General features: G+C 69.5%; 27 protein-coding genes. 15 read left to right on the top strand and 12 right to left on the bottom strand.

Annotated features, from left to right (window positions below; all coding sequences use genetic code 11):
* Positions 1-48 precede the first annotated feature (48 nt).
* The 3 genes from VF330_RS03895 to VF330_RS03885 all read left to right on the top strand — a co-directional run bounded on the left by VF330_RS03895 (position 49) and on the right by VF330_RS03885 (position 4425).
* A complete protein-coding gene (locus VF330_RS03895; RefSeq protein ID WP_330850084.1) occupies positions 49-1464 on the top strand; it encodes a glycosyltransferase in 1416 nt (471 codons plus the stop codon).
* Complete coding sequence (locus VF330_RS03890; RefSeq protein ID WP_330850083.1) at positions 1457-3400, top strand: glycosyltransferase; 1944 nt, start codon at positions 1457-1459, stop codon at positions 3398-3400. The genes VF330_RS03895 and VF330_RS03890 overlap by 8 nt, the downstream gene beginning before the upstream one ends.
* A 71-nt stretch (positions 3401-3471) precedes the next feature.
* Positions 3472-4425, top strand: a complete 954-nt coding sequence (locus tag VF330_RS03885; RefSeq protein WP_330850082.1) for a UDP-glucuronic acid decarboxylase family protein — start codon at positions 3472-3474, stop codon at positions 4423-4425.
* Here VF330_RS03885 and VF330_RS03880 read toward each other — a convergent pair.
* Positions 4405-5691 carry a UDP-glucose/GDP-mannose dehydrogenase family protein gene (locus tag VF330_RS03880; protein WP_330850081.1) on the bottom strand — a complete coding sequence of 429 codons (1287 nt, stop codon included), beginning with the start codon at positions 5689-5691 and terminating at the stop codon, positions 4405-4407. The genes VF330_RS03885 and VF330_RS03880 overlap by 21 nt on opposite strands.
* Positions 5692-6131: 440 nt before the next feature.
* On the opposite strand from VF330_RS03880, the gene VF330_RS03875 reads away from it, so the two are divergent.
* The gene (locus tag VF330_RS03875) at positions 6132-6506 is read left to right on the top strand and encodes a hypothetical protein (protein ID WP_319967199.1); all 375 of its coding nucleotides are present in this window, start codon (positions 6132-6134) and stop codon (positions 6504-6506) included.
* Here the strand turns inward: VF330_RS03875 and VF330_RS42035 are convergent, their stop codons facing one another.
* Positions 6507-6605, bottom strand: coding sequence for a DUF397 domain-containing protein (locus tag VF330_RS42035; protein WP_414675331.1), 99 nt, complete (start codon positions 6603-6605; stop codon positions 6507-6509). It lies immediately after the preceding gene.
* A gap of 17 nt (positions 6606-6622) precedes the next feature.
* A complete protein-coding gene (locus VF330_RS03870) occupies positions 6623-6937 on the bottom strand; it encodes a helix-turn-helix transcriptional regulator (RefSeq protein ID WP_330850080.1) in 315 nt (104 codons plus the stop codon).
* 53 nt (positions 6938-6990) lie between these two features.
* Between VF330_RS03870 and VF330_RS03865 the strand changes: the two genes are divergently transcribed.
* Positions 6991-7335: a hypothetical protein gene (locus VF330_RS03865; RefSeq protein ID WP_330850079.1), complete on the top strand. Its 345-nt coding sequence runs from the start codon at positions 6991-6993 to the stop codon at positions 7333-7335.
* Positions 7336-7434: 99 nt separating this feature from the next.
* Positions 7435-7656: a hypothetical protein gene (locus tag VF330_RS03860; RefSeq protein ID WP_330850078.1), complete on the top strand. Its 222-nt coding sequence runs from the start codon at positions 7435-7437 to the stop codon at positions 7654-7656.
* Positions 7657-7674: 18 nt separating this feature from the next.
* Here the strand turns inward: VF330_RS03860 and VF330_RS03855 are convergent, their stop codons facing one another.
* Positions 7675-9456: a gamma-glutamyltransferase family protein gene (locus tag VF330_RS03855; RefSeq protein WP_330850077.1), complete on the bottom strand. Its 1782-nt coding sequence runs from the start codon at positions 9454-9456 to the stop codon at positions 7675-7677.
* Between the two features lie 367 nt (positions 9457-9823).
* Between VF330_RS03855 and VF330_RS03850 the strand changes: the two genes are divergently transcribed.
* Positions 9824-10582 carry an SDR family NAD(P)-dependent oxidoreductase gene (locus VF330_RS03850; RefSeq protein ID WP_330850076.1) on the top strand — a complete coding sequence of 253 codons (759 nt, stop codon included), beginning with the start codon at positions 9824-9826 and terminating at the stop codon, positions 10580-10582.
* On the opposite strand, the gene VF330_RS03845 is transcribed toward VF330_RS03850, so the two are convergent.
* Entirely contained in the window at positions 10579-12222 is a 1644-nt protein-coding gene (locus VF330_RS03845; protein ID WP_330850075.1) for a TM0106 family RecB-like putative nuclease, read from the bottom strand. The two genes, VF330_RS03850 and VF330_RS03845, sit on opposite strands and share 4 nt — an antisense overlap.
* A gap of 83 nt (positions 12223-12305) precedes the next feature.
* On the opposite strand from VF330_RS03845, the gene VF330_RS03840 reads away from it, so the two are divergent.
* Positions 12306-12740: a DUF6474 family protein gene (locus tag VF330_RS03840; RefSeq protein ID WP_330850074.1), complete on the top strand. Its 435-nt coding sequence runs from the start codon at positions 12306-12308 to the stop codon at positions 12738-12740.
* Here the strand turns inward: VF330_RS03840 and VF330_RS03835 are convergent.
* Entirely contained in the window at positions 12718-14388 is a 1671-nt protein-coding gene (locus tag VF330_RS03835; RefSeq protein WP_330850073.1) for a BCCT family transporter, read from the bottom strand. The two genes, VF330_RS03840 and VF330_RS03835, sit on opposite strands and share 23 nt — an antisense overlap.
* A 59-nt stretch (positions 14389-14447) precedes the next feature.
* Between VF330_RS03835 and VF330_RS03830 the strand changes: the two genes are divergently transcribed.
* The 4 genes from VF330_RS03830 to VF330_RS03815 are packed head-to-tail and all read left to right on the top strand — an operon-like array spanning position 14448 to position 17292.
* Positions 14448-14963, top strand: coding sequence for a hypothetical protein (locus VF330_RS03830; RefSeq protein ID WP_330850072.1), 516 nt, complete (start codon positions 14448-14450; stop codon positions 14961-14963).
* Positions 14964-15014: 51 nt separating this feature from the next.
* Complete coding sequence (locus tag VF330_RS03825) at positions 15015-15749, top strand: YcnI family protein (protein ID WP_330850071.1); 735 nt, start codon at positions 15015-15017, stop codon at positions 15747-15749.
* Positions 15746-16276: a copper resistance CopC family protein gene (locus VF330_RS03820; RefSeq protein ID WP_330850070.1), complete on the top strand. Its 531-nt coding sequence runs from the start codon at positions 15746-15748 to the stop codon at positions 16274-16276. Before VF330_RS03825 ends, VF330_RS03820 begins: the two co-directional genes overlap by 4 nt.
* A complete protein-coding gene (locus tag VF330_RS03815) occupies positions 16273-17292 on the top strand; it encodes a copper resistance D family protein (RefSeq protein ID WP_330850069.1) in 1020 nt (339 codons plus the stop codon). The genes VF330_RS03820 and VF330_RS03815 overlap by 4 nt, the downstream gene beginning before the upstream one ends.
* Here VF330_RS03815 and VF330_RS03810 read toward each other — a convergent pair.
* On the bottom strand, positions 17285-18118 hold the full coding sequence (locus VF330_RS03810) for a LysR family transcriptional regulator (RefSeq protein ID WP_330850068.1): 834 nt from the start codon (positions 18116-18118) through the stop codon (positions 17285-17287). The genes VF330_RS03815 and VF330_RS03810 overlap by 8 nt on opposite strands.
* 88 nt (positions 18119-18206) lie before the next feature.
* Between VF330_RS03810 and VF330_RS03805 the strand changes: the two genes are divergently transcribed.
* A complete protein-coding gene (locus tag VF330_RS03805; RefSeq protein ID WP_330850067.1) occupies positions 18207-18926 on the top strand; it encodes an SDR family oxidoreductase in 720 nt (239 codons plus the stop codon).
* Positions 18927-19023: 97 nt separating this feature from the next.
* Here VF330_RS03805 and VF330_RS03800 read toward each other — a convergent pair whose 3' ends face one another.
* Positions 19024-19305, bottom strand: coding sequence for a hypothetical protein (locus tag VF330_RS03800; RefSeq protein WP_093596166.1), 282 nt, complete (start codon positions 19303-19305; stop codon positions 19024-19026).
* A 152-nt stretch (positions 19306-19457) separates the two neighbouring features.
* The gene (locus VF330_RS03795) at positions 19458-20840 is read right to left on the bottom strand and encodes a helix-turn-helix transcriptional regulator (protein ID WP_330850066.1); all 1383 of its coding nucleotides are present in this window, start codon (positions 20838-20840) and stop codon (positions 19458-19460) included.
* Between the two features lie 219 nt (positions 20841-21059).
* Between VF330_RS03795 and VF330_RS03790 the strand changes: the two genes are divergently transcribed.
* Both VF330_RS03790 and VF330_RS03785 read left to right on the top strand, forming a co-directional pair.
* Complete coding sequence (locus VF330_RS03790) at positions 21060-21323, top strand: hypothetical protein (RefSeq protein ID WP_245744603.1); 264 nt, start codon at positions 21060-21062, stop codon at positions 21321-21323.
* A 13-nt stretch (positions 21324-21336) separates the two neighbouring features.
* Positions 21337-21696 carry a hypothetical protein gene (locus tag VF330_RS03785; protein ID WP_030480258.1) on the top strand — a complete coding sequence of 120 codons (360 nt, stop codon included), beginning with the start codon at positions 21337-21339 and terminating at the stop codon, positions 21694-21696.
* Positions 21697-22182: 486 nt separating this feature from the next.
* Here the strand turns inward: VF330_RS03785 and VF330_RS03780 are convergent, their stop codons facing one another.
* Genes VF330_RS03780 through VF330_RS03770 form a run of 3 tightly spaced genes read right to left on the bottom strand, consistent with a single transcriptional unit; the run spans position 22183 to position 25423 of the window.
* The gene (locus tag VF330_RS03780; protein WP_330850065.1) at positions 22183-22965 is read right to left on the bottom strand and encodes an SDR family oxidoreductase; all 783 of its coding nucleotides are present in this window, start codon (positions 22963-22965) and stop codon (positions 22183-22185) included.
* Positions 22965-24173: an MFS transporter gene (locus tag VF330_RS03775; protein WP_330850064.1), complete on the bottom strand. Its 1209-nt coding sequence runs from the start codon at positions 24171-24173 to the stop codon at positions 22965-22967. The genes VF330_RS03780 and VF330_RS03775 overlap by 1 nt, the downstream gene beginning before the upstream one ends.
* Complete coding sequence (locus tag VF330_RS03770) at positions 24170-25423, bottom strand: GH1 family beta-glucosidase (RefSeq protein ID WP_330850063.1); 1254 nt, start codon at positions 25421-25423, stop codon at positions 24170-24172. The genes VF330_RS03775 and VF330_RS03770 overlap by 4 nt, the downstream gene beginning before the upstream one ends.
* Between the last annotated feature and the right edge of the window lie 41 nt (positions 25424-25464).

Genomic DNA, 25464 nt, shown 5'->3' with positions numbered 1-25464 from the left:
GTCCTCCGTTCGACGGCGACAGGCTATGCCAGACCCACGAGGGGATTGATGTCGACCATGACTCGCCAGGTCGTGTACGTAGTCCCGGACGTCGCCGAGCCTTCGGGCGGCGTGCGCGCGATGTACCGGCACGCGGAGCTCGCCGAGCGCACCGGCTTCGACGCCAAGGTGTGGCACCTCGCCGAGGGCTTCCAGGCCGGCTGGTTCTCCTCGGCCGCGCCCGTGATCACCGGTGAGACCTGCGAGCTGGGCCCGGACGACGTGCTGGTCGTGCCCGAGGTGATGGTGCTGGACGGGTTCGACCCGGCCCCCGGCGTGCGCAAGGTCGTCTTCAACCAGAACCACTACTACACCTACGACAACTTCAGCGGTGCCGACTACCCTGCGTGGAAGCCCGCGCCGCAGGTGTGGGCCGGCTCCAAGGTGAGCGTCGGCGTGCTGACCGCGTTGCACCCCAAGCTCAAGGTGCACCTGGTGCCGTACGTGATCGACACCGGGCTGTACCGCTTCGCCGAGGAGCGCAAGCGCAAGATCGTGCTGCTCCCCCGCAAGCGCCCGCGCGAGGCCGCCGTGCTGAGCGCGCTGTTCAAGAACGACAAGCGGTTCGCGGACGTCGAGGTCGTCTCGCTCGACGACGTCAGCGAGCAGCGGATCGCCGACGAGCTCGCGGACGCGTCGGTGTTCGTCGCGCTCGGCCGTGACGAGGGCTTCGGCCTGCCCGTCGCGGAGGCGCTGTCCGCCGGCTGCGTCGTCATCGGCTATCCCGCGGGCGGTGGCGCCGAGCTGTTCGAGGCGCCCGGCACGCACGCCGTCGAGGACGCCGACGTGCTCGCGATCGTCGAGAAGACCGCCGCGGTGTTCGCGCAGGAGCCCTCCGTCGAGGAACGCCGCTCCTACCGCGCGTGGGTCGAGCAGCACTACTCCGAGGACTCCCTGGTCAGCCACCTCCAGGCCGCGATCACGGCCGCTACGAGGACGCGGGCGAAGGGCGGCACGGCACGGCACCCGCTGAGCCAGGTCGTCACCGAGGCCGACCCCGCGACCGACCAGCTGGAGCGCAGCCTCCAGTTCGCCGACGAGCAGAAGGCCGCCCGCGAGCGCGCCGAGTCCGTCGCGACCGGTCTGGAGGAGGCGCTGGGCAAGGCCCTCGCCGAGCTGGACGAGTCGCGCCGCCGCGAGTACGTGGTCGCGCAGGAGCTGCACGACCTGAAGAACGAGTACACCGAGCTGGCCAAGGCCGCCGAACGCCTCACCGCGCTCGACGAGGCCACGACGCTGCTCGCCGAGTACGCGCGCGACAACGACCGCCTCAACCGCAGGCTGGACGAGGAGATCCGCCAGCACCTGCACTGGCGCACCACGCTGCAGGACAAGATCGCGGACCTGGAGCGCTCGACGTCGTGGCGCGTCACGGCCCCGCTGCGCAAGGCCTCCGGCGCGCTCAAGGGCGGCAAGAATGCCTGATCTGCGCCTGCGGGTCGTCCAGTCGCGGTTCCAGAACGCGTTCTTCCACGAGCTGGCCGACACGATCGTCGACGAGGCCACGCGGCTCGGCGTGACGGCCGACGTCGTCACGTCCGTGGTGGACACCGAACCGGAGGACGTCTTCGTCCTGCTGCCCACGCACGAGTACGCGGTGCTGGAGGGCGGCCAGTTCCTCGAGGACCCGCGCCTCGCGAAGCGCTGCATCGGCATCACCGCCGAGCAGCCGTCGTCGTCGCACTTCGACACGAACGTCTACTACGGACACAAGCTCGGCGCCGTCTTCGACTTCAGCACGCTGTCGGTGAAGCGCTACCAGGCCCAGGGCATCGCCGCGGAGCACCTCCAGTTCGGCTGGACGCCCACCTGGGACAAGTTCGTCCCGGACGCCGACTCGCACGAGCTCGACGTGCTCTTCATGGGCTGCGCGACGCCACGTCGTGAGCACGCTCTCTCGAAGATCGGCCGGCAGCTGTGGTCGCGCCGCAGCCGCCTGATCCTCTCGGACAACGCGGCCCCAAACACCGGCGACCACGCCGCGTTCGTCACGGGCGACCGCAAGCGGGAGCTGTTGGCGGGCACCAAGGTCCTCGTCAACATCCACCAGGCCGACGAGGCGTACTTCGAGTGGCTGCGCGCCGCCGAGGCCGCCCACTGCGGCGCGGTGATGCTGTCCGAGACGTCGTTGCACACCGAGCCGTTCCGGCACGACGAGCACCTGGTGTTCTCGGCGCTGTCCACCATGCCGCACGCGCTGGCCGCGTTGCTGGAGGACCAGGACAGGCTGAACGCGTTGCGCCGCAACGCTTACGCGCTGATCAAGGAGAACCCGTTCTCCGCCGGTGTCGAGAAGCTCGTGTCGGTGGCGCAGGACCTGCGCAGGTCGCACGAGGGCCACGAGCTGAAGCTCGGCCCGAGCCGCACGCAGCCGTTCCGGCAGAAGATCACGCCGTCGTGGGAGCGCGAGCCGGAGAGCATCGACGCGGTGCGCCAGGCGATCCGCGAGATCCGCCTCGACATCATCGACCTGCGCCGGCGCGTCTCGACCGATCCGACGATCGACCCGACGCCGGTGATCGACCACCGCACGCCCGCGTGGGACCGCCGCACGCCGCGCGTCTCGGTGATCATGGCGCTGTACAACCACGAACCGTACGTCGTGGAGGCGCTGGAGTCCGCCGCGTCCGGCACGTACGGCGACCTGGAGATCATCGTCGTCGACGACTGCTCCAACGACGGCTCGAACGAGACCGTGCGCCGGTGGATGGACCGCAGCCCGCACGTCCCCGTCACGCTGGTGCGGCACCCGGTCAACCGCGGTCTGCCGCGCTCGCGCAACGAGGCGTTCAAGCACGCCCGCGGCGAGCTCGTGTTCGTGCTCGACTCGGACAACGCGATCGTGCCGACGGGTCTCGAACGCCTGGTGGCCGCGATCGACGCCGAACCGGACGCGTCGTTCGCGTACGGCGTGCTCCAGCGGTTCGACTCGACCGGCCCGGTCGGGTTGATGGGCGTGTGGCCGTGGGAGCCGTGGCGGCTGCGCTACGGCAACTACATCGACGCGATGGCGTTGATCAAGGCTTCCGCGCTCAAGAAGCTCGAGGGTTACACGCTCGACCGCCGCCTGCACGGGTGGGAGGACTACGAGCTCTGGTGCCGGGTAGCCGAGAGCGGTGGACACGCAGCACACGTGCAGACGATCGTCGGCCGTTATCGGCAGTCGGCGACCTCGATGCTCAGCCTCACCAACATCTCGCAGGACGCGGGCTTCGACGCCGTCCGGGAGAGCTGCCCGCGCCTCATGTCCGGCGCGCTCGAACTGCAGGTCGACGTGCTCGCTGATTGGCTGTCGAGCATCCGCAGCGAGCGCGAGGCACGTGACGTGTGGCTCAGCAACTGGGATGCGCACAACGCCTAGGCCATGACTGCTCGTAGCCTAGGTTTCACTCGAACGTGTCAGTCGTCCTGGGGGAGGGGTTGGTTCACGCCATGCGCGCAGTGGTCACCGGTGGTGCAGGGTTCATCGGATCGCACCTGGTAGACGCGGTGCTCGACCGCGGCTGGTCGGTCGTGGTCGTGGACGACTTCTCCTCCGGGCTCACGGCGAACGTGACGAGGTACGCCGACGAGCCGCGCTTCGAGTTCATCGAGGCCGACATCTGCGGTGAGTGGACCGTCGAGGGTCCCGTCGACCTCGTGCTGAACTTCGCCTCCCCCGCGTCGCCGCCGAAGTTCCTGGAGCGTCCGCTGGAGACGCTGGAGGTCGGCTCGACCGGCATGAAGAAGGTCGCCGAGCTGGCGATCGCGAAGGGCGCGCGGCTGATCCAGGCGTCGACCAGCGAGGTCTACGGCGAGCCGCAGGTGCACCCGCAGCCCGAGGAGTACTGGGGCAACGTCAACCCGATCGGCCCGCGCAGCGTCTACGACGAGTCCAAGCGCTACGCGGAGGCCATGCTCGGCGCGTACCACCGCATGGGCCTGCTCGACGTCGGCATCGTGCGCATCTTCAACACCTACGGCCCGCGTCTGCACGCGACGGACGGCCGCGTGGTCTCGAACTTCGTGCACCAGGCGTTGAGCGGCAAGCCGTTGACCGTCTACGGCACGGGCAAGCAGACTCGCAGCTTCTGCTACGTCGGCGACCTGGTCCGCGGCATCTTCGCGCTCGCGGACCGCAAGGGCGAGTTCGGCCCGGTCAACCTCGGCAACCCGGTCGAGATCACCGTGCTGGAGCTGGCGCAGGTCGTCGGCGACCTGACCGGTGTCTCGGTCAGCCTGGAGTACTCGGACCTGCCGACCGACGACCCGACCCAGCGCAAGCCGGACATCAGCCGCGCGCGGGAGCTGCTGGGCTGGGAACCCCAGGTCGCCCTGCGCGACGGCCTGACGAAGACGATCGAGTGGTACTCGGCCAGCTCGGCCCTATCGGCCGACTCCGTGTGACGTGAGGCCGGCGCGCGTCAGCACGTCGACGTCGAGCAGGTTGCGGGTGTCCACCACGACCTGACCGGTCATCGTCCCGGCGAGCGCCGCCCAGTCGAGCGAGCGGAACTGCGGCCACTCGGTCAGCACGACCAGGGCGTTCGCGTCCTTCGCTGCCTGCTGCACGTCGTCGACCACCGTCACGTCGTCCGTGACGCCCTCGACCTGCTGCGGGATCGCCGGGTCGTACGCGACGAGCTCCGCGCCCTCGGCCTTGAGCATCCCCGCGATCTTCAACGCCGGCGAGTCGCGCAGGTCGTTCGTGCCCGCCTTGAACGCGAGCCCGAGCAGCCCGAGCTTCTTGCCCCTGAGGTCGCCGCCGACGGCGTTCGCGACCTTGCTGATGATCAGCCGGCTCTGCTTCTCGTTGGTGTTGATCGTGGCGCTGAGCAGCTCGAACTCGTGGCCCGCGGCCTCGGCGATCTGGAGCAGCGCGTGGGTGTCCTTCGGCAGGCACGACCCGCCCCAGCCGGGTCCGGGCTGCAGGAACGACTGCCCGATGCGCTGGTCGAAGCCCATGCCCTCGGTGACGTTGGCGATGTCCGCGCCGAGCCGTTCGCACAGCTCGGCCATCGCGTTGACGTAGCTGAGCTTCATCGCGAGGAAGCAGTTGGCGCTGTACTTCACGAGCTCGGCGCTGGCGGCGTCCATGAGGACCGTCGGCGCGCCCAGCCGGGCGTAGAGCGCGGACACCCGCTCGGCGGCGTTCTGGGCGTCGGAGCCCACGACGATCCGGTCCGGGTGCATGAAGTCCCTGACCGCGCTGCCCTCGCGCAGGAACTCCGGGTTGCTGGCGACGAACACGTCGTCGCGCCCGAGCAGCTCCAGCACGCGCGCGGCCGTGCCGACCGGTACCGTCGACTTGTTGACGACGACCGCGCCGGGCGCGAGCAGGTCCTTCATCTCGGCGACCGCGGCCTCGACGGCTTTGAGGTCGGCCGCGCCGCCCTCGCCCATCGGCGTCGGCACGCAGAGGAAGACGACCTCGGCGTCCTCGACGGCGTTGCGCACGCCGACGACGAACTCCAGGCGCCCCGCGGCCAGTCCTTCCTGGACCAGCTCGGGCAGGCCGGGTTCGAAGATCTGCACCTCGGCCTTGCGGAGCTGTTCGACCTTCTTCTCGTCGATGTCCGCGCAGACGACCTGGTGCCCCAGCGACGCGAGGCAGGCGGCCGACGTGAGCCCGACGTAGCCGGCCCCGACCACCGCAACCCGGCGAACGAACATCCTCGAACCGTCCTTGATCAGCACGAACAGCAGGAAGTCGATCGTCGCACAGGAGCCGCGCGAACCGTCGTGGTTTGACGGAGCCGTGAGATCTCTCGCAGGTGTTCTGTCAAAAACGCGAGTCGGTACCACCTGCAACCGAGCGCGAGTGCTACACGTCTACTTCGGGTGTAAGTCACCCACTCGGAGGCCAAGATGTGGATCAGCGTGACGTTAGTCACATTGGGCGGTGTGGCGTTCCTGACGCGAACCGTAGCGGCCGTCCTGGCCGTTTCCCCCTTCAAGAAGGGGAGCGATTACCCTCAGCCACAAACATCAGCCAATTGAGATAACTCTTTCGGACTACTGCTTACGACGAACTACGACGTACCGTACGATTCCTTTCGGGTCGTATGACTGAACGGTCACTCCAAAGGTGACCTCACAGGGGTAGGTGCGCCATGGACCACGCACTGAGCAAGGTCATCGAGCTGCGCGAGAACGGATTTCAGTTCCTCCACCTGAGGGACGACGCCGGGCAGCTCGACCGCATCATGGCGTTCAAACAGCGCAGAGGGTTCATCGACTCGATCCTGTTCTGGTCCGAGACCGAGGCGCGCGCAGGGCGTCTACCTGCGGTGCGCGACTCAGCCCGGCCCGCCCAGGCCGTGTGGATCTACGAAGGTCCGTTGGTCGAGGCCGTCGACCGGCTGCTCGACCTCCCGGAGCCCGGCGCCCGCAACGCCCCGATGCTCATGAAGGCGACGGCTTCGGACCTGGCGGTCGTGACCACGCTGCCGTTCAAGCTGAAGCTCCCGCCTGGGGCCATCGCTTAGTCATCTTTTTTCGAACTCGCCGCGCTTCACGGCGGTGATGAACGCTGCCCATTCGGGCGCGGTGACGACGGATTCGGAACGGTTCTTGGAGTCGCGCACTCGCGCGGCTGAGCCGTTCAGCGCAACCTCGACACAGTTCGCGTTGCCGTCTTCTTGGCGAGCATCCACATCTCGATGTACGGCGCTTCTTCGTCGCCGATGACGCCGTAGAGGTTGAGCATCGCGCGCAACGCGTGGATGTCCGGCAGCTGGCCGTTCTCGATGCGGCTGACCTTCGGGACGTTGTAGCTCAAGCGGTCCGAGGCTTCCTTCTGGCTCATTCCGGCCCGCTCGCGCGGGTGGTTGGAGCGCCTCGCCCAGGCGCCGCACTGGACCGGGTTTGCACGGTCGGAATGGAGTGGACTCCCACCAAGGGATGAAGAAGTTCCCACTCCTGAGTTACGCAGCTTGATGTAGAGGGCCCGAACACGGGACGTTCGCGCCCATGAACCTCAGGAAGACCGTCGCGGGGGCCGCCGTGGCCCTCGGCAGCGCCACCGTCATGCTCGGCCTGGGTGGTGTCGCGCACGCCGACACCGTCGACGCCACCGCGCACACGATGCCGGACCTGGGTGGTCAGCTCGGTGACGTCGCGACCGTGGGCGACCTCGCGAAGATCGACACCTCGGACGTCAACGGCAAGATCCAGGCCCTCAACGAGCAGGACGGTGACGTCACCGCGCTCGTGGAGAACGTCGACGCCGGCGGCTCCGGTCTGCCGGTCGCCACGCTGCTCGGCTACGACCAGCCCGAGGGGCCGTGGAACGGCTTCGCGCACGCTGACATCTGATCCGACCAGCACTTCCTGGCTGGGGCGGCGCCCGGTTCCCTCCCCCTCGAACCGGGCGCCGTTCCTCTTTTCCGGCACACCACCGAGGAGCGCAACGCCGTGAGCATCAAGAAGATCGTCGCCACCGTCGGCCTCGCGGCGGGCGCGATCGCCGCGATGACGGGCACCGCGAGCGCGAGCCCGTCCACGCAGGACCTCGTCGGCGGGGCCGACAAGCTGGCCGGCGGCGTCGAGACGATTGCCGGTGCCGCTGACTTCGCCGGCAAGACCGCTGTGAACACCTTCGCCGACCGCCTGGGCGACGGGATCACCGGCGGCTGACCAGCGGCCCGCCGCGCACTACCGGCCCGCCGCGTAGCCCTGCGCACCGCGCGCGTTGGCGCCGGCGCGCAGGAGTCCGTCCGCGGAGTCCCTCGCCACGGCCGACATCCGGCCGAGGGTCCACTCGCCGGCGTCCACGACCTGGTGGCCACGCGCACGCAACGCAGCCAGGACGTCCACCCCGGCGCGTGACTCGACGACCAGTTCCCCCGGCGTCCAGGCGCGCGGGTAGAACGAGCTCGGGAACGCGTTCGAGTGCCACATCGGCGAGTCGATCGCCTCCTGCAGGTTCATCCCCGCCCGGTGCGCGAGCCAGAAGCCGAGCTGCCACTGGTCCTGCTGGTCGCCACCGGGCGTGCCGAACGCCAGCGCCGCCTCGCCGTTGCGCAGCGCCATCGACGGCGACAGCGTGATCCGCGGGCGCTTGCCCGGTGCCAGCGAGTTCGGCAGACCCTTGTCCAGCCAGAACATCTGGGCGCGGCTACCGAGGCAGAAGCCGAGCGACGGGATCGTCGGCGACGACTGCAGCCAGCCGCCGGACGGGGTCGCGGAGACCATGTTGCCCCAGCGGTCGACGACGTCCACGTGCACCGTGTCGCCGCGCATCGCGCCGGTCCGTTCGACCGTCGGCTCACCGATCGCGCCTGTCGCATCGAGCGGTCCGGCCGAGGCGCCACGCAGGACGCGCTGGGGCAGCAACGGTTCGCGGCCGTTCGGCGAGCCCGGCCGCAGCTCCGGCGACGCGGTGTCGGAGATCAGCTTGCGGCGTTCGTCGGCGTAGGCGCGCGAGACGAGGGTCTCCAGCGGGACGTCGCTGACGTCGCCGTACCAGGCCTCGCGGTCGGCGAACGCGAGCTTCGCGGCCTCGACGGCCAGGTGGATCGTCTCGGCGGTGGGCTTGCCGTCCACATAGGACAGGTCGTAGCCCTCCAGCAGCCGGAGCTGCTGCGCCAGAACGGGTCCCTGCGTCCAGGCCCCGGCCTTGACGAGCGACCACTCGTCGAAGTCGACGATCAGGGCGTCCTCGTACGACGCCTCCCAGCCCGCCATGTCGACACCGGTCAGCACCCCGGCGTGGTCGCGTCCGGAGTCGTCGCGGAACTCGGTGCGGACGAACTCGTCGACCTGCGCGGCCACGAACCCCTGCGACCAGGCCCGGCGCGCGGCCTCGATCTGCGCCTCGCGGTCGGAGCCGGCGGCCTCACCGGCGGCGAGCAGCCACTCCCAGGTGTCGGCGAGCTTCGTGTTCCGGAACCGGCCACCGGGAGCCGGCAGGACGCCACCGGGCATCCACTGCGCGGCGGACGTGGGCCAGTGGTCGCGGAAGAGGTCCTGGACCAGCGAGATCGTGTGGACGGCCCGCTCGACGAGCGGGAACCCGTCGCGCGCGTAACCGATCGCCTTGTCGAGCACCTCGCGCAACGTCTTGGTGCCGTGGTCGCGCAGCAGCGTGAGCCAGCCGTCCCAGGCGCCGGGCACGGTCGCGGCCAGCAGCCCGCTGCCGGGCACGAGGTCCAGGCCCAGCCCGGCGTAGTGCTCGATCGTCGCTCCGGCGGGCGCGACGCCCTGCCCGTTCAGCACGCGCGGGTTGCCACCGGCGGGCGCGAAGATGATCGGGACCTCACCGCCGGGGCCGTTGAGGTGCGGTTCCACGACCTGGAGGACGAACCCGGCGGCAACGGCCCCGTCGAAGGCGTTGCCGCCGTCCTCGAGGACGGCCATGGCGGCCGCGGAGGCCAGCCAGTGGGTCGAAGCGACCATGCCGAAGGTGCCGACGAGTTCGGGGCGCGTGGTGAACACCCCACAAAGGTATGCGACGCTAACTAAATTGCGTCACTCCGAGTGACGCATGCCCCACGTCCGAACGGAGCAGCGCGACCCGTGCACGTCGCACCCGGACGTCACCCTGAGAGCGCCGTACGACTTTGGTCGTAGCCGACCGTGACGCATCTCCTCCCAGAGGTCTACCGGCGCGGGCGATGTTTCGAACACGTTCGAACGGCACAGTTCAAGGCATGGGAATTCTGATGATCGCGACCATCTTCATCGGCCTCGCGTTCGTGGCGGCGGTGCCCCTGGTGGCGCTTCTCCACTGGTCCGACCGTTGAGTTCGAGGTAACGAGCGTTAACCTCCTCGCGAGCAGCTCGCTTCGAGGAAGGTGAAGGCATGGAGATCTCGGGTACCGCGGCCATCGTCACCGGTGGCGCGTCCGGTCTCGGCGGTGCGACCGCACGTGCGCTGGCGGCGCGGGGAGCGCAGGTGTTCGCGCTCGACCTGCCCGGCGCCATCGAGAAGGCCGAGGCGGTCGAGAACGTCACCTACCTGCCCGCGGACGTGACCTCGGGCGAAGAGGTCCAGGCCGCCGTCGACACCGCGGCCGGCTCCGGCGCCCCGCTGCGCATCACGGTGAACTGCGCGGGCATCGGCCCGTCGACCCGCACCGTCGGCAAGTCCGGCCCGCACGACCTCGACCTCTACCGCAAGGTCGTCGAGGTCAACCTCATCGGCACCTTCAACGTGCTGCGCCTGGCCGCCGCCGCCATGGGCAAGACCGAGGAGCTGGAGCACGGCGCCCGCGGCGTCATCATCAACACCGCCTCGATCGCCGCGTTCGACGGCCAGATCGGCCAGGTCGCCTACGCCTCGTCCAAGGGCGGCGTCGTGGGCATGACCCTCCCGGCCGCGCGCGACCTGTCGAGCGTGGGCATCCGCGTGCTGACCATCGCCCCCGGCATCGTCGACACCCCGATGCTCGCCACGGTGTCCGACGAGTTCCGCGCCGGGCTGGCGGCCGGGGTGCCGTTCCCGAAGCGCCTCGCACAGCCCTCCGAGTACGCGCAGCTCGCGGTGTCGATCGTGGAGCACGACTACCTGAACGGAGAGGTCATCCGGATGGACGGCGCTCTCCGCATGGCTCCCCGCTAGAGATCACCCGCGTACGGCAGGCGGTCCATGGCGTCCGAGGTCATCCACTCGCGCAGGCGGTGGGTGGCCCGGACGTCGTCCTCGTTGTACTCCAGCAACCGCTGCCGCTGACCGACCTCCAGCGCGTCCCCGTTGAGCCCCACGGCCGCCCGGTACCAGCGCATCGAGTTCTCGCCGCCCGCCTCCGGGTCGCGCCAGGAGAACCCCGCCACCGGGGCGATGATCTTCAGGCCCTTGCCGTGGGCGCACAGGAACTGCTCGCGGACGATGCCGAACAGGTCGACCCACGCGTCGGAGTTGATGAACTCCTTCACCTGCGCGATGGTCGGGATGCCGGGCTTGCCCGCGAAGCGTTCCGCGGAGGCCAGCAGCCAGCGGTTCTCGGCCAGCTCGTTGTAGCAGTAGGCCTTGAACGACAGGCCGCGTGCCTTGGCGCGCAGGCGGATGCCGGTCAGCCAGGTCCAGAACTCGGCGAACGAACGGGCCTCGTCGTCGCACGGCAGCGCGTCCCACGTCACGAAAGCGCGGTAGCCCTGCGGCTCGTCGATGTCCTTGCCGGACAACAGGCAGCCCCACATGTACGCGCCCAGGTCGCCGAAGCTCTCCATGTCGACGTCGATCTCGACGTCGGCGCGCGGCACGTTCATCTGCGGCACTCGGCGCACCAGGGTCAGGTCGCGCAGCCACGCCCTGGCCAGCACGACCGCGTCGCCGAACGGCATGCCGACGAGCTGGATCGGGCCCTCCGCCAGGGGGTCCCGCGCGGCCAGCTCGTCCACAGTGGACATACCGGCCTTGCGCAACGCCACCGCGTCCTCGCCGCGCACGACGAGGCTGACGTCCCTGCCCTGCTTGAGCTCGCTGTCGCAGGTGGGCCACCACGGGCAGGTCTTGCAGTCGACGATCCGGGACGGGCGCGCCAGCGGCTCGTTCTGGTTCGCCGCCGCCAACGCGACGGAGAGCCGGTCGGAGAACCGGGCGTCGTACTCGGCCAGCGCCGTGCGGCCGCCGGGCCACGTCGGGGCTTCGAGGTCGTGCCACAGCACGACGTCCGCGTCCATGCCGATCACGCCGCCGGTCGCGCGGCCGCTGCGGGCGTAGCCGGCGGCCTGGAGCTGGCGCTGGGCGTGGGCCAGCCTGAGCTGGTCGCGGGGCTGGGGACGGACTTTGCGCAACGGGTCGGAGCGGCTGCCGTCGGGCAGCGGCATGGTCAACGGGCTCGTGCGGGCGCCGTGGCCGGGGTCGGTGATCTTGTGCCGGACCACGAGCACCGGCACGTACCCGGTGGTGTCCTTGACCAGCAGGTCGATTCCGCCGCGGCGACCGCCACGCGGGTCGCGCGGAAGTGCGGCGCCCCAGATGTAGGGCGCCCCCATCTCCATCGCGGCCAGCGTCACGCGTTCGCGGTCCGCGCTGCGCACGTCAGGACCGTTCGGCACCTCGAAGAGGTTCGAGCCGACGATTCTGCCGAGCGCGTCCGCCACCGCGCGACGGTGGTTCGTCGCGTCCGCTTTCCGTTGTTCCGAAGCCGGATCCGGCGCCGCTTTGGGAGCGTCGCGCATCTCCGGATCGTTTTCGAGGTGCACCCGCCGCCGACAACGAGTGACCACGCCGGCGTCTAGCTGCACCTGGGAAGTCACAGGATGCAGCGTATGTCGCGCGTCGAGGGGATGTGTCAGCAACCTGCACAGTAAGTTTCACGTAACGGAGGAGGAGTACCCGAATGGCGCGCAAAGCGAAGGCCGGATTCACGCCCGGCCGAGCGAAGAACCTGGTCGGTGTCGCGAAGGTGGTGGCTCCCGCGCTCATTCCGGTGCTGGCCCCGGTGATCGCCCGCGGAGCTGGGGTTTTGAGCGAGCAGTACGACCGGTACCGGGCGCGCAGGCTCGGCATCGACGTCGCCGACATCGGCAAGTACTCCGGTTACGGCGCCCGGCTGCACGCGCGGATCGTCGGTTTCTCGGAGTCGCTCGAGACCCTGCGGACGTCTGATTCCGATTGGGTTTCGAAGACCGAGGCCCGCCTCACCCAGCTGCTCGCGGCCGTGCGCGCGTCCGAACGCATGCCGACGGCCCGGCGCAAAGCAGCGCACCGGGCCGTCGGGACTGATCTGGAGATGCTGGAGCAGGAACTGCTCAGGCGTCTGAACGTGCGCTGACCTCTTCGGTCTTCGCGCTGACCTGCGGGGTCTTCCCCGTCACCTCGGCCACAGCCTTCACCGCCGCCTCCTCGACCACCTGACCGGGGTCGAGGTGGGCGGTGACCTCCTCCATGACCTCGGCGACGCGTTCCTCGCGCCTGATCAACGGGTCCGACCGCAGGTCCTTGGCCAGCGAGAAGCACAGACCGACCATCACGACCATGAACGGCAGCGCCACGATGATGGTCAGGTTCTGCAGCCCCGTCAGCGCGTTCGACCCGCCGACCAGCAGCATCACCGCCGCGACGGCACCGGTCAGCACGCCCCAGAACACCACCACGGGCTTCTTCGGCTCGATCGTGCCCTCCTGCGAGAGCGTTCCCATCACGATCGACGCGGCGTCCGCGCCGGACACGAAGAAGATCGCCACCAGGACCATGACCACGATCCCGGCGACGGTCGCCAGCGGGAACTGGTCGAGCAGCGAGAACAGCTGCGACTCCGGCGTCGACTGACCGGCGAGGTCGACCCCGTTGCGCTGTTCGAAGATCGCCGTGCCGCCCAGGATCGCGAACCACACCAGTGAGACGGCGGACGGCACCAGGATCACGCCGGCCACGAACTGCTTGATCGTGCGGCCGCGCGAGATGCGCGCGATGAACATGCCGACGAACGGCGTCCACGAGATCCACCACGCCCAGTAGAAGATCGTCCAGCCGGACAGCCACGTCTCCGTCGCGTCGCCACCCGAGGCGGCGGTCCGGCCCGCCATGTTCGCGAGCTCGCGGAAGTAGTCGCCCAGGGCCGTCGGCACCAGGTTCAGGATGAAGATCGTGGGGCCGACGACGAACAGGAACAGCGCCAGCACCACGGCCAGCACCATGTTGATGTTCGACAGCCACTGGATGCCCTTCGCGACACCGGACACGGCCGACGCGACGAACGCCACGGTCAGCACGGCGATGATCGCGACGAGCACGCCCTTGCCGACGCTGCCGGCCCACCCGGCCGCCTCCAGCCCGCTCCCGATCTGCAGGGCACCGAGACCGAGCGAGGCGGCGGAGCCGAACAGCGTCGCGAAGATCGCCATCACGTCGATGGCCCTGCCCCAGCCGGACGCGGCGCGGCGGCCGAGCAGCGGGGCGAACGCGGAGCTGATCAGCGACGAACGGCCGCGGCGGAAGCTGCTGTAGGCGATCGCGATGCCGACGATCGCGTAGATCGCCCACGGGTGCAGCGTCCAGTGGAAGAGCGTGGTGGCCATCGCGGTCTCGAGGGGGTCGCCCTCGGTGCCGGGCGGCGGCTTCACGAAGTGGGTGAGCGGCTCGTTGACGCCGTAGAACATCAACCCGATGCCCATACCGGCGCTGAACATCATCGCGACCCACGAGACGGTCTTGAACTCGGGTTTCTCGTCGTCGCGGCCCAGCGGGATCTTGCCGTAGCGGCTGAACGCGAGCCACAGCGCGAAGACGACGAACCCGGAGGCCGAGATCACAAAAGCCCAGCCGAGGTTCTGGATGATCCAGCCGAGCGCCGCCTTCGAAGCGGCCGCCAAGCTGTCGGTACCGACGATCCCCCAGGTCACGAACGCAAGCGTGAGACCTGCGGCAACGCCGAACACGACGCGATCTGTCCGGCCCGGCTTGTCGCATTGAACGGTCATGCGGCCCCGATTACCCGCTCGTAGACCTGTCCAAACTCCTCCGATTACCCTCAATCCTCGTGAGTACACGGACGAGCGAGTTGCGCACCCTGCGGGGTTTCGCGCTCGCGTTGACGTCCGCCGCGCTCACCATCGCCGCCCACGGGCTGGGTGGCGGCGAGCTGTCCGAGTTCGTCCACGCGCTCCCGCTGGTGGTGCTGATCGCGTTCGCGGCGGCGTCCCTGGCCGACAAGCGCACCGGGAAGCTCTCGGTCATGGCCGGGCTCGGCACGGCCCAGCTCGCCCAGCACCTGTTGCTGACCTGGGTCAGCCACGAGCACACGAACACGCTGACCTGGCCGATGTTCGCGGCGCACCTCGTCGCCGCGGTGCTCACCGGACTGCTGCTGTTCCACGCCGAGAACGCCCTGTTCAGGCTGTTCGCCGCCGTCACCCGCCTGATCCCCCGCAGGCTCACGCCGCTGCCCGCCACCCGGCCGGTGCGGACGTTCACCAGCACGCCGTACGTCCAGAACGCGCACTTCCTGGACGTGTCGCGGGCGAATCGGCGGCGCGGCCCGCCCTGTGGCTCCTGATCATCCGTATCCCCTGCTGGAACCCCTTTGGCAATCAGGAGCCACAACTTCATGTCGACCAACCGATTCGGCGTGCGCGCGCTCGCCGTCGTCGCCGTTGCCGGGTTCGCCGTCCTCGGCACCCCGACCATCGCATCCGCCCACGTCAGCGCCCAGCCCGCGGAGTTCACGCAGGGCGGCCGCGCCACGTTCGCGTTCCGCGTCCCGAACGAGCGGGACAACGCGGGCACCACCAAGATCGAGGTGACCCTCCCGCAGGACACCCCGCTCACGTCGGTGCGCACCAAGCCGCTCGCGGGCTGGAAGGCCGAGGTCGTGAAGGGCAAGCTCGACAAGCCCGTCACGGTCTCCGGCAAGGAGATCACCGAGGCTTATCGGACCATCACCTGGACCGCCGACCCCGGTGTGAAGATCGACGTCAACGAGTACCAGGAGTTCTACGTCGCCCTCGGCACCCTGCCGGAGGGCAAGGACAAGCTGGAGCTCCCGACCAAGCAGACCTACGAGAACGGCGAGGTCGTCGACTGGTCCCAGCCGACCGGTGCCGACGGCAAGGAGCCGGAGCACCCGGCGCCCGCGCTGAAGCTCGCCGCGAAGACCGCCGGTGCCGACGACCACGGTCACGGCACGGCTCCGGCCGCCAACGCCTCCGCCGAGACGCACGAGGCGTCCGCCTCCGGTTCCGACTCCACCGCCCGCTACCTCGGTGGCGCCGGTCTGGCCGTCGGCGCGCTGGGCCTGGGCTTCGGTGTCGGCGCGATCCTGCGTTCGAGGCGCAACGCATGAAGCGGGCGCTAATCGCGTTCCTGTTCGCTGGTGCGGCCGTGCTCGCCACGGCCGCCCCCGCGGCGGCGCACAACGCACTGATCAGCAGCGACCCGAAGGACAAGACCTCGCTGGAGGCGGGTCCGTCGTCCGTCACGCTGACGTTCGACCAGGACGTGCAGGGCGGCCAGGGCATCAACACGATCTCGGTCGTGGACGCGACCGGCGGCCACTACGAGGTCGCGGGCGACCCGACGATCAAGGACAACGCGGTCTCCGCGAAGGTCAACGCGCTCGGCAAGGCCGGCGAGTACAAGATCGGCTACCGCATCCTGTCCGCGGACGGCCACCCCGTGTCGGGTGAGCTGACGTTCACCCTGACCAAGGACGGCACCGGCACGCCCACCACGCCGGCGAACGCCGACACCGCGTCGAGCGGTGGCGACTCGGGCGACGGCCTGCCCGTCTGGGTGTGGATCGTCGGTGCCGTGGTCCTCCTCGGCGGTGGCGTGTTCTTCGCGCTGCGTGGCGGGAACGCGAAGGCATGAGCGAAGTCCGGACCGCCGTTCCCTCCCACTACCGCGTGCTCGCCGGGCTGGTCCTCGGCGCGCTCGCGGGCATCGCGCTCGGCCTCGTGCTGGCACCACCCGTCGTGGTCGCCGGGGTCGTCGACGCCGGGGCGGCGGTCCGGTACGGCCTGCCGGTCACGCGGGTGCTGCTCGACATCTCGGCGACGGTCGTCGTCGGGCTGTCGATCCTGCCGAAGCTGCTCGGCTTCAACCGGCCCGCGCACACCGAACCGGTCATGCGGATCGCCCGGCCGGCCGCGGTCGTCGCCGCCGCCGTCTGGGTGGTCGCGGCCCTGCTGTCGATCATCCTGCAGGCCGCCGAGCTGCGGCCGGGCAGCGACGTCAGCATCGGCAACGCCGTCGACTACGTCGCGACGGTCGGCGCCGGCAAGGGCCTGCTGTTCAGCGCCTCCTGCGCGCTCGTCTACGTGCTGATCGGCCTGATGGCCGTGCGCAGCGGCGAGTCCGTGCCCGCCGAGCTGCGGATCCTCGTCTCGATGTTCGGCCTGCTGCCGATCCCGGTGACCGGGCACGCCTCCAACTGGAAGTACCACGACTACTCGATGGTCTCCATGGAGCTGCACATCCTCGGCGCCGCGGCGTGGACCGGCGGGCTCGGAGCGTTGATGGCGCTGGTCGCCTACCGCAAGGGGCTGCTGGCGATCGCGCTGCCGAAGTTCTCGCGGATCGCGACCGTCAGCCTGGTCGTGGTCGCGGTGACGGGCCTGTTCAACGGGTTGCTGGAGCTCGTCCTCAACCCGGTCGTGCCGTTCCCGCAGTCGTTGTTCACGACCGGCTACGGCCTGCTGTTCCTCGGCAAGGCCGTCTGCGCCGGGCTGATCGCGGTGCTCGGCGCGCACATCCGGTGGCGGTTGCTGCCGCAGATCTCGCAGCACAGGGTCACCGCGATCGTGCAGTGGGCGGTGCTGGAGGTGACGATCATGGGCGTCGCGTTCGGGCTCGCCGTGATCCTCAGCCGCGCGCCCGTCAGCTGAACCCCGTCGCGACCCTGACCAGGTCGGCGAGTGCGCGGGACCGGCTGTGCGGCGGCCACGCGATCACCGTCGTCACCTGCGGCGCGTCCACCACGGGAACCGCGGCCAAGCCTTCGGCCAGCCCGGTGCAGACGCCCTCCGGCACGACCGCGACGGCCCGGCCGAGCTCGATCATCTGGAACAGCTGGGTCAGGTTGCGCACCTCGATACCGGAACCGTCCGGGTAGGTGCCGTCGGGCCGCGGCCAGCGGACGCCGTCGAGCAGGTCCGCGACCTCGGCCATCCGCAGCCGGGACTCCCCCGCGAGCCGGTGCGACGCCGGCATGACCGCGACCTGCCGTTCGACGTGCAGGACCTCCAGGTCGAACCCGCTGGTCGGGTCGTACGGCTCGTGCAGCAGCGCGACGTCCGCCCGTCCGTCGAGAAGCGGTACCTGCGTGTTCGACTCGCAGAGCAGCAGCTCCACCTCGACCGCGCCGGGTTCGGCCGCATAGGCGTCGAGCAGCTTCGCGAGCACCTCACCGGATCCGCCCGCCTTGGCGGCCAGCACCAGCGAAGGCCGGTCGGTGGCGGCGGCGCGCGTCCGGCGTTCGGCCGCCGCGACCGCGCCGAGGATCGCCGTGGCCTCGGCCAGCAGGGTCACGCCGGCGTCGGTCAGCGACACCTTCCGGCTGGTGCGCGTCAGCAGCTCGACGCCGAGGCGGTGTTCGAGCTGGGCGATCGTGCGCGACAGCGGCGGCTGGGCGATGCCCAGGCGTTCGGCGGCGCGGCCGAAGTGCAGCTCTTCGGCGACCGCGACGAAGTACCGGAGCTCTCGGGTCTCCACGACGTCCACGGTATCCATACCGGCCGGGTATCGCTGCCACACCGAAGCGATGTTGGTCCTGACCACTCCGCGGACCACGATCGGATGCATGAGCGAACAGACGATTGCGCTGGTCACCGGCGCTAACAAGGGCATCGGGTACGAGATCGCGGCGGGCCTGGGCGCGCTGGGCGCGAGCGTCGGCGTCGGCGCCCGGGACGCCGAGCGCGGCGAGGAGGCGGCGGCGAAGCTGCGGGCGAACGGCGCCGACGCGTTCTTCGTGCCGCTCGACGTGACCGACGACGAGAGCGTGGCCGCTGCGGTGGCACTGTTCGGTGGCCGGTTCGGGCGACTCGACGTGCTGGTCAACAACGCGGGGATCGCCGGGGCGTGGCCGACGGCGCCGTCCGCCGCCACCCCGGCGGGCCTGCGGGAGGTGCTGGACACCAACGTGATCGGCGTCGTCCGGGTGACCAACGCGATGCTGCCCCTGCTGAGGCGGTCCGCACGGCCGCGGATCGTCAACCAGTCGAGCCACCTGTCGTCGTTGACGCTGCAGACCTCGCCGGACGTCGACTTCGGTGACATCGACGGGGTCTACATGCCGTCGAAGACGTTTCTGAACGCCGTCACGGTGCAGTACGCGAAGGAACTGACCGGGATGAAGGTCAACGGTTGCTGCCCCGGTTACGTCGCGACCGACTTCAACGACTTCCACGGGCACGAGACGCCGGCGAACGGCGCGAAGATCGCGATCAGGCTGGCCACGCTCGGGGACGACGGTCCGACCGGCGGTCTGTTCGACGACGCCGGCACCGTGCCGTGGTGACCTGGCGACGAAAACGAATGTTCAACGTGAAACATCCACAAAATCCGACACACTCGGTGAGTGGTCCTATCAGCACGACGAGCTGCGCGCGAACGGACTAGTCGGTGATCAGTCGCGCTGAAGATTCCTCGCGCATCCGCGCCAGCCGGTTCATCGTCCGCTGGCCGCGGCGGTCCAGCTCACGGCTGTCGATCCACCCGTTGGCGTAGTAGCGGTAGTCCTGCGCCAGTGCCACGAGCTCGGCGAGGTAGTCGGCGGAGCGCCGCCGGCGCTCCTCGTCGAACCCCGCGAGCAGCGGCAGCTGGGTGTCCACCACCTCGTCGAGCAACTGCGCGGACCGCAGCGCTCTCCTGGAACGCCACCTCCGTGTAAGGCTCACGCGCCGCACCTCGTCCTTCGCCCCGACCTGCCGCACCTTAGGCGTGGATCGCACGCCCGTCGATGCTGCATTCGTGTGCGGAGGTCCTGGCGTTACCGCTTCGTGTCCCACGCCATCCGAAAGGGGTGCTATAGGCCCCAAACGAGATGGGATCAGGCCGCCGAGTCGGCGCCGGTGAAGCGGGCGACGCGGTCGGCGAGCTCGCGGGCCTCGGGGTTGTTGCGGCGCTTGTCGGCCTCCTGGTGCAGGGGCTTCATGCGCTGCTTCGTGCGCACCGACTTGAGGCTTTCCGACAGGTCGACGGCCTGGCGGCCGATCTTGGCGCCGTGGTCGATGTCGCCCTCGAGCAGGTGGTTGATCGCCATCGAGGTCAGGTTGAACGAGCGGCTGCGGGCGTACTCGTCACCGAAGTTGTTGATCGCCTTGGACAGCGCCGGGATGGCCGTCCGCGTGTACTTGGCGTCCACCGTCTGGGCCAGCTCCGTGTGCACCGTGCCGATCATGGACGAGAGGTCGATCTCGTTGAAGAACTTGGCCCAGGCGGGGGCTTCGGCGACGTTGGCGCGGGAGAACTCGTCCCGCGCGCGGCCGAGCAGCTTGAGCGCCTGCTCGTCGGAGCCCATCTTCGCGTAGGCCCAGGCCTCGTTCGCGCAGAGGATGCCCACCGCCAGCTCGGAACCGGAGTTCTGCGCGGCCAGCTGACCCAGCTGGAACACCTTGAGCGCGTCGTCCGGGGCGTTCTGGTGCAAGTACACCCGGCCCATGCGGTACAGGATGTTCGCCATGAGCGCCTCGTTCTCGCCCTGCTTGGCGAGGTCGAGCGCCTGGCCGAAGTGGTTGCGGGCGGAGTCCATCAGGCCCGTGTCGAACGACGTCCAGCCGGCGAGGTTGTGCAGGTCGGCCAGCGCGACATAGAGGCGCTGGCGCACGATGTCCGTGGAGCTCGCACCGAGCATCTGCTGTCCCCAGGACAGCTGGGCGACCACGGCGTCGCGGCAGGAACCGCCGCCGTACTGGTAGTCGAGGGCGCGCAGGGCTCGCGTCGCCGCCTCTACCTGGCGCACATCGGTCATGCCGATGCGGCCCGGAGCCGGAGTCTGTGTGGGGTGGGAGACCCACGACCCGGAGTCCGCTCCGAACACGGCCGCGCCCACTGTCACGGCGGCGGCGTGCGCGAGGAACTTCCGACGCTTCACCGACTCGTCCTCCTCAGGATGGGGTGAGTCCGCGGTCGCGGCCACCCGTACTGCCGTTGTCTCGTCATAGGCGAGACCCATGTATCCACGTGGGACACCCAGCCCCATGGCGATCCTGGTCAGGACGTCGTACGCCATCACCTGGCGTCCCTTGAGGATCTCCGAGACCTCGGACTGCGACTGCCCAGTGAGCGCCGCGATCTGGCGCTGGGACACACCGTGCCTTCGGAGCAGCCGGTAGACCGAGCTGATCTCTCGTCGAGCCAGTGCGTCCCGCATCTCCTGGTGGTCCCACACCTCGGCGGGGATAGGAGAGCCCTGGGAACTCATGGTGTTCATCGCGCACCCTCACAGTCCGTTGGGCGTCATCGGCAGACTAGGGGCAGGTCCCCGAGCCCGAGAAGTCCTCTTCGGCGGGGCTGATCGGCCCTGCCGAACACCGCTTACCGCTCACCGTAAGACTCCCACCGGTCAGCGCTGTGACGTCCCGTTCCGACGTGAATCATCGCAATCTGGAGTCCGGTAAGCGAGTGAGCACGGAGAGGAACGACCAATCAGATGGACAGCTCCTCCACGTACTCCACCTCCATTGTGGAGACGGGTGACACCGACTCCACATGGCGCGGCACGACCGGGCAGCGTCGGACGTGGCAGATCAGCTGCGGCGACGTGGTCGACCGGGACCGCCAGCTCACCGTGAAGGTGGTTCAGGGCCAAGTGGTCCTGGTAGGCCCTCCCGGTGAGACGGCAGTCTTGTCCTACGACCAGCTCGTACAGCTCAGGGCCGCGCTACGCGAAGCCGCCGACCAGGCGGAAAGGTGACGGTGACGTTTCGATGGACGCGATCCTCGGACAGGTTCTTCGCAACGCCGTGTGGGAACGACTCGACCTGCTCACGGAGCTGGCGAGCCGCGCCGACGCACCTTCCCTGTTGTCGGTGGCTCGATCCGAGCTCCCTCGGCTGACCGAGGGATGGCGTGCTCTGCTGGCAGCGCACGAGCCGGACGAGAAGGGCAACTGCCCCGAATGCTCCGGCCGCTGGCGCCAGCAGAAGTCACCTTGCTCGGTGTGGCGCGCCGCGTACGAACACCTGGTCGCGGGCGGACTCGCCCCGCGCCCGGCTCGCCACCTGCGCGAGGCCCCGGTGACCCCTCCTGTCACCAGGTCCCGCCGCGCGGTGGCTCGAGCCCACTAACGGGCGTTTGCGTCCGACCTGGCGTCCCCCCGACACGACCAGGTCAGCAAACCGCCTACTGACCGGTGGTCCGCGATGCGCGAACCCCCGACCGCGACATCGCGGGCCCCGGTCAGCTCAACTCCACAGATTCCCGCGGGCCGGTGACGTGCACCTTCCCTCCCCGACCGGTACCGGTCCGCGGTCACCAACCACGGCCCCTGTCTGCACCTCCCGCGCAGATGGGGGCCGTTTTCACGCTTGCGCAAGGGTCCCCCTGCGAAGGGGAACCCTTGCTGCAATTCTTCCAGGCCGCACCGACAGTTCCGGGCCGAGATCGCGAGTTGTCCACAGCTCCCGTCCTGAGCCGACGGCCGTCCACAGATCGCCGAGCGGCGGGTTGACAGACCGTTTCCGCAGGTAGGGTCGGTGGCAGTGTGGCTGGTTGGTGCCCCCTGGGTGGGCGGGGCCGTGTCTGCCTCACATGCGAATGAGGCATTCCCGCTCTCAGCGGTGCGTACCCGTCCGCCACGCCAGGTACGAGGTCAGGCCGGGGAAGAGCCGGCCGGAGATCTCGAACGCCTTGAGCTGCCACGGGAACAGGTGCTCCGCGCGTTCCTTCACCACCGCGTCGACGATCGCCCGCGCGCACCGCTCCGGCGTCACGGTCGGGATCATCAGCCGGGCGACGGCCGGGATCCGCTCCTCGGCGCCGGGGTTGTTGGCGAAGTACTCGCTCGACACCTTGCCCGGCACGACCTCGCTCACGCCGACACCGGTTCCGCGCAGGTCAAGGCGCAATGACGCGGTCAAACCACGAAGCGCCCAACGGGACGACTGGTAGCCCACGCAGCCGGGGATCGGCAGGCGGGACACCGGCGAGTTCACGTTGACGATCCAGCCGGAGCCGCGCGCCCGCATCGCGCCCAGGTACTCCCTGGTCAGCAGCAATGCCGCCAGGTAGGGCACCGCGGTCATCGTCACCAGCTCGTCCGGCGGGGTGTCGTCGAGGAACAGCCAGCGGCCGACGCCCGCGTTGTTGACCAGCACGTCGAGGGCCGGAACCTCCTCGGCGAGCGCGCGGATCTGCGCGGCGTCCGCGAGGTCGGCCACGTGGGCGGAGGCCGAGCCGCCGAAGTCCTTGATCCGCTTGACCTGCTGATCGAGCAGTTCGGCGCTTCTGGCCACAAGGTGGACATGTGCGCCGTGCGCCGCGAACCGGAACGCGGTATCGGCCCCGATCCCCTGCGACGCCCCGGTCACCAGGACGTTCTTGCCCGCCAGCTGCATCAGACCACCGATCGCACTCGACTCATCAACACCGCCGCCAGCGCCGTCGCCAGCGCCGAGGTCGCGAACAGGCCGCGGTAGCCGCCCAGGTTCGCCAGGATCAACGCCGTCAGCAACGGGGCGATGACCTGCGGTAACGCGTTGGCCACGTTGAGCACGCCGAGGTCCTTCGCCCGGTCGGACGCCGCCGGCAGCACCTGGGTCAGCAGCGCGATCGCGACCGCCCAGTACGTGCCGAAGCCGACGCCGAGCAGCGGCGCGGCGACCAGCGCGCTCACCCAGGTGGGCCAGATGACCAGCAACAGCGCGGCCAGCGCCATGACGAACGACGCGAGGTACACGTACGGCTTGCGGCGGCCCGATCGGTCACTTCGTGCGCCGAACAGCACCGCTCCTGCGGCGAGCGCCACCCCGTAGAGCGCCATCAGCACCAGCAGGCCGTCTTCCGGAGACGGGTGGTGGACGACGTCGCCGAGGAAGTAGAGGAGGTAGAGCGTCCCGAACGCGTTGCCGAGGTTGATCATGAGATGACCGCCCCACGCCCAGGCGAAGTCCGGGTGCTCGCGCGGGGAGATCCAGAACGTCGGCTTGACCGGCTTGGTGATGAGCTGCGTGTCCGGCGTGCGCAGCACGAAGAAGAGCGCGCCCACCAGGACGATGGCCGCGCACGCCAGATAACCGGCGGGAAGTCCGCTGACCAGCAACGTCACCACGACCGCGCCCAGCACCGTGCCGAGCATCTGGCTGATGCCGATGAGCCCGCCGACCTGCGCCCGTTGCACGACGGGCACGCGGTCGGGCACCGCGGAGGTCAGCGCCGCGAGCATGCCGCCGATGCCGGCCTGCACCAGGCACCAGCCGACGGTCATCACGAAGACCGAGGGTGCGTTCGCGAGAACGCCGAGTCCGATCGCACCCACGACGGCGCCGGCCAGCGTCCACGGGTGGCGGCGGCCGAACCGCGAGGTCGTGCGGTCGCTCAGGAACCCGATCAACGGCACGACCAGCAACGACACCAGCGCGCCGACACCGGTGACGATGCCGAACACCAGTTCCTTGTTCGCCTTGTCGAGCAGCTCGGCCTGCTGCGGCAGCAACACCTGGATCGGCGCGTAGACCGCGAGCCACAGCCCGAGGTTCGCGGCGAACAGCCAGGCCATCCAGCCCCTGCGAACCGGGACGACCGGTTCGGCCAGCGCCTCGGTCATCTCCGACCACCTCTGATCGCCTCGCGGTACCAGTGGAACGAGTCGCGCGGCGTGCGGACCTGCGTGTCGTAGTCGACGTGGACCAGGCCGAAGCGCTGCGAGTACCCGGCCTCCCACTCGAAGTTGTCGAGCAGCGACCACACGAAGTACCCGGAGACGTCCGCGGCGAGGGCGGCCTTGAGGTGTCCGTCGAGGTAGGAGATCCGGTCGGCGTCCGCGATCCGGTCGGGGAAGCTGCACCCGCTCTCCGTCACGTACACGGGCGGCAGGTCCGGGTGCCGTTCGCGCAGCGCCGAGATCATCTCGGTCAGCCCGGACGGCACGACCGGCCAGCCGAATCCGGTGCGCGGGAACTCGTCGATCTCGACCAGCTCGAACGGCAGCGGGTTGCCCTCCGACGGCGACCTCAGCCGCGTCGGGTTGTAGTAGTTGACGCCGTAGAAGTCGAGCGGACGGTGGATGACCTGCAGGTCTCCGTCGCGGATCGGCAGCAGGTCGGCGACTGCGCCGGGATATCGGCCCGACAGAAGTGGGTCCGCGTACAACCAGTTGTGGATTTCGCCGTAAGCCTCGGCAGCTGCTACGTCGTCCGGCGTAGCGGGCCAGGCGGGAGTGTGGTTGTTCGCCGTGCCAACCGCTTGCGCGTTCGCCGAGCGGAGCACCTCGACGGCGCGGCCGTGGGCGAGGTTGAGGTGGTGGGCGGTCGGCAGCGCGTCGAAGAGGAGCGTCTTGCCGGGGGCGTGCTCGCCGATCGCGTAGCCCTGCAACGTCACCATCGCGGGTTCGTTGATCGGGATCCACATCTTCACGCGGTCGGCCAGGCGGTCCGCGACGAGCGAGGTGTAGTCGGCGAACCGGTCGGCGACGTCCCGGTTGAGCCACCCGCCCTCGGCTTCGAGCTCCAGCGGCGTGTCCCAGTGGTACAGCGTCGCAACCGGGGCGATGCCCGCCTCGACGAGCGCGTCGACCAGGCGGTCGTAGAAGTCGAGGCCCTCGGCGTTAGCCGGTCCCTTGCCGGTGGGCTGGATCCGCGGCCACGCGATCGAGAACCGGTAGGCGTTCACGCCGAGCTGCGTCATCAGCTCGACGTCCTCGCGCCACCGGTGGTAGTGGTCGCACGCAACGGACGCGGTGTCGTTGTCGTGTACCGGAGTGAACTCGTCCCACACGGAGGGACCCCGACCGCCGGCGTCGAACGCGCCCTCGATCTGGAACGCGGACGTCGACACTCCCCACAGGAAGTCGCTCATCGATCCTCCAAATGTGAAACTTGTTCGGATCGTAGGCGTGT

This window comes from Lentzea sp. (assembly GCF_036380075.1).
Lineage (GTDB): Bacteria > Actinomycetota > Actinomycetes > Mycobacteriales > Pseudonocardiaceae > Lentzea.
This window is presented reverse-complemented; position numbering and strand designations above follow the sequence as displayed.

What these genes read in the sequence shown, in the direction of transcription:
- VF330_RS03895 (WP_330850084.1), top strand. Translation starts at nt 49, where the DNA reads ATGTCGACCATGACTCGCCAGGTCGTGTACGTAGTCCCGGACGTCGCC.
- VF330_RS03820 (WP_330850070.1), top strand. Translation starts at nt 15,746, where the DNA reads ATGAAGCGGGCGCTAATCGCGTTCCTGTTCGCTGGTGCGGCCGTGCTC.
- VF330_RS03815 (WP_330850069.1), top strand. Translation starts at nt 16,273, where the DNA reads ATGAGCGAAGTCCGGACCGCCGTTCCCTCCCACTACCGCGTGCTCGCC.
- VF330_RS03785 (WP_030480258.1), top strand. Translation starts at nt 21,337, where the DNA reads ATGGACGCGATCCTCGGACAGGTTCTTCGCAACGCCGTGTGGGAACGA.
- VF330_RS03775 (WP_330850064.1), bottom strand. Translation starts at nt 24,173, where the DNA reads ATGACCGAGGCGCTGGCCGAACCGGTCGTCCCGGTTCGCAGGGGCTGG.
- VF330_RS03825 (WP_330850071.1), top strand. Translation starts at nt 15,015, where the DNA reads ATGTCGACCAACCGATTCGGCGTGCGCGCGCTCGCCGTCGTCGCCGTT.
- VF330_RS03790 (WP_245744603.1), top strand. Translation starts at nt 21,060, where the DNA reads ATGGACAGCTCCTCCACGTACTCCACCTCCATTGTGGAGACGGGTGAC.
- VF330_RS03890 (WP_330850083.1), top strand. Translation starts at nt 1,457, where the DNA reads ATGCCTGATCTGCGCCTGCGGGTCGTCCAGTCGCGGTTCCAGAACGCG.
- VF330_RS03885 (WP_330850082.1), top strand. Translation starts at nt 3,472, where the DNA reads ATGCGCGCAGTGGTCACCGGTGGTGCAGGGTTCATCGGATCGCACCTG.
- VF330_RS03780 (WP_330850065.1), bottom strand. Translation starts at nt 22,965, where the DNA reads ATGCAGCTGGCGGGCAAGAACGTCCTGGTGACCGGGGCGTCGCAGGGG.
- VF330_RS03875 (WP_319967199.1), top strand. Translation starts at nt 6,132, where the DNA reads ATGGACCACGCACTGAGCAAGGTCATCGAGCTGCGCGAGAACGGATTT.
- VF330_RS03805 (WP_330850067.1), top strand. Translation starts at nt 18,207, where the DNA reads ATGAGCGAACAGACGATTGCGCTGGTCACCGGCGCTAACAAGGGCATC.
- VF330_RS03850 (WP_330850076.1), top strand. Translation starts at nt 9,824, where the DNA reads ATGGAGATCTCGGGTACCGCGGCCATCGTCACCGGTGGCGCGTCCGGT.
- VF330_RS03840 (WP_330850074.1), top strand. Translation starts at nt 12,306, where the DNA reads ATGGCGCGCAAAGCGAAGGCCGGATTCACGCCCGGCCGAGCGAAGAAC.
- VF330_RS03835 (WP_330850073.1), bottom strand. Translation starts at nt 14,388, where the DNA reads ATGACCGTTCAATGCGACAAGCCGGGCCGGACAGATCGCGTCGTGTTC.
- VF330_RS03880 (WP_330850081.1), bottom strand. Translation starts at nt 5,691, where the DNA reads ATGTTCGTTCGCCGGGTTGCGGTGGTCGGGGCCGGCTACGTCGGGCTC.
- VF330_RS03770 (WP_330850063.1), bottom strand. Translation starts at nt 25,423, where the DNA reads ATGAGCGACTTCCTGTGGGGAGTGTCGACGTCCGCGTTCCAGATCGAG.
- VF330_RS03795 (WP_330850066.1), bottom strand. Translation starts at nt 20,840, where the DNA reads ATGAACACCATGAGTTCCCAGGGCTCTCCTATCCCCGCCGAGGTGTGG.
- VF330_RS03865 (WP_330850079.1), top strand. Translation starts at nt 6,991, where the DNA reads ATGAACCTCAGGAAGACCGTCGCGGGGGCCGCCGTGGCCCTCGGCAGC.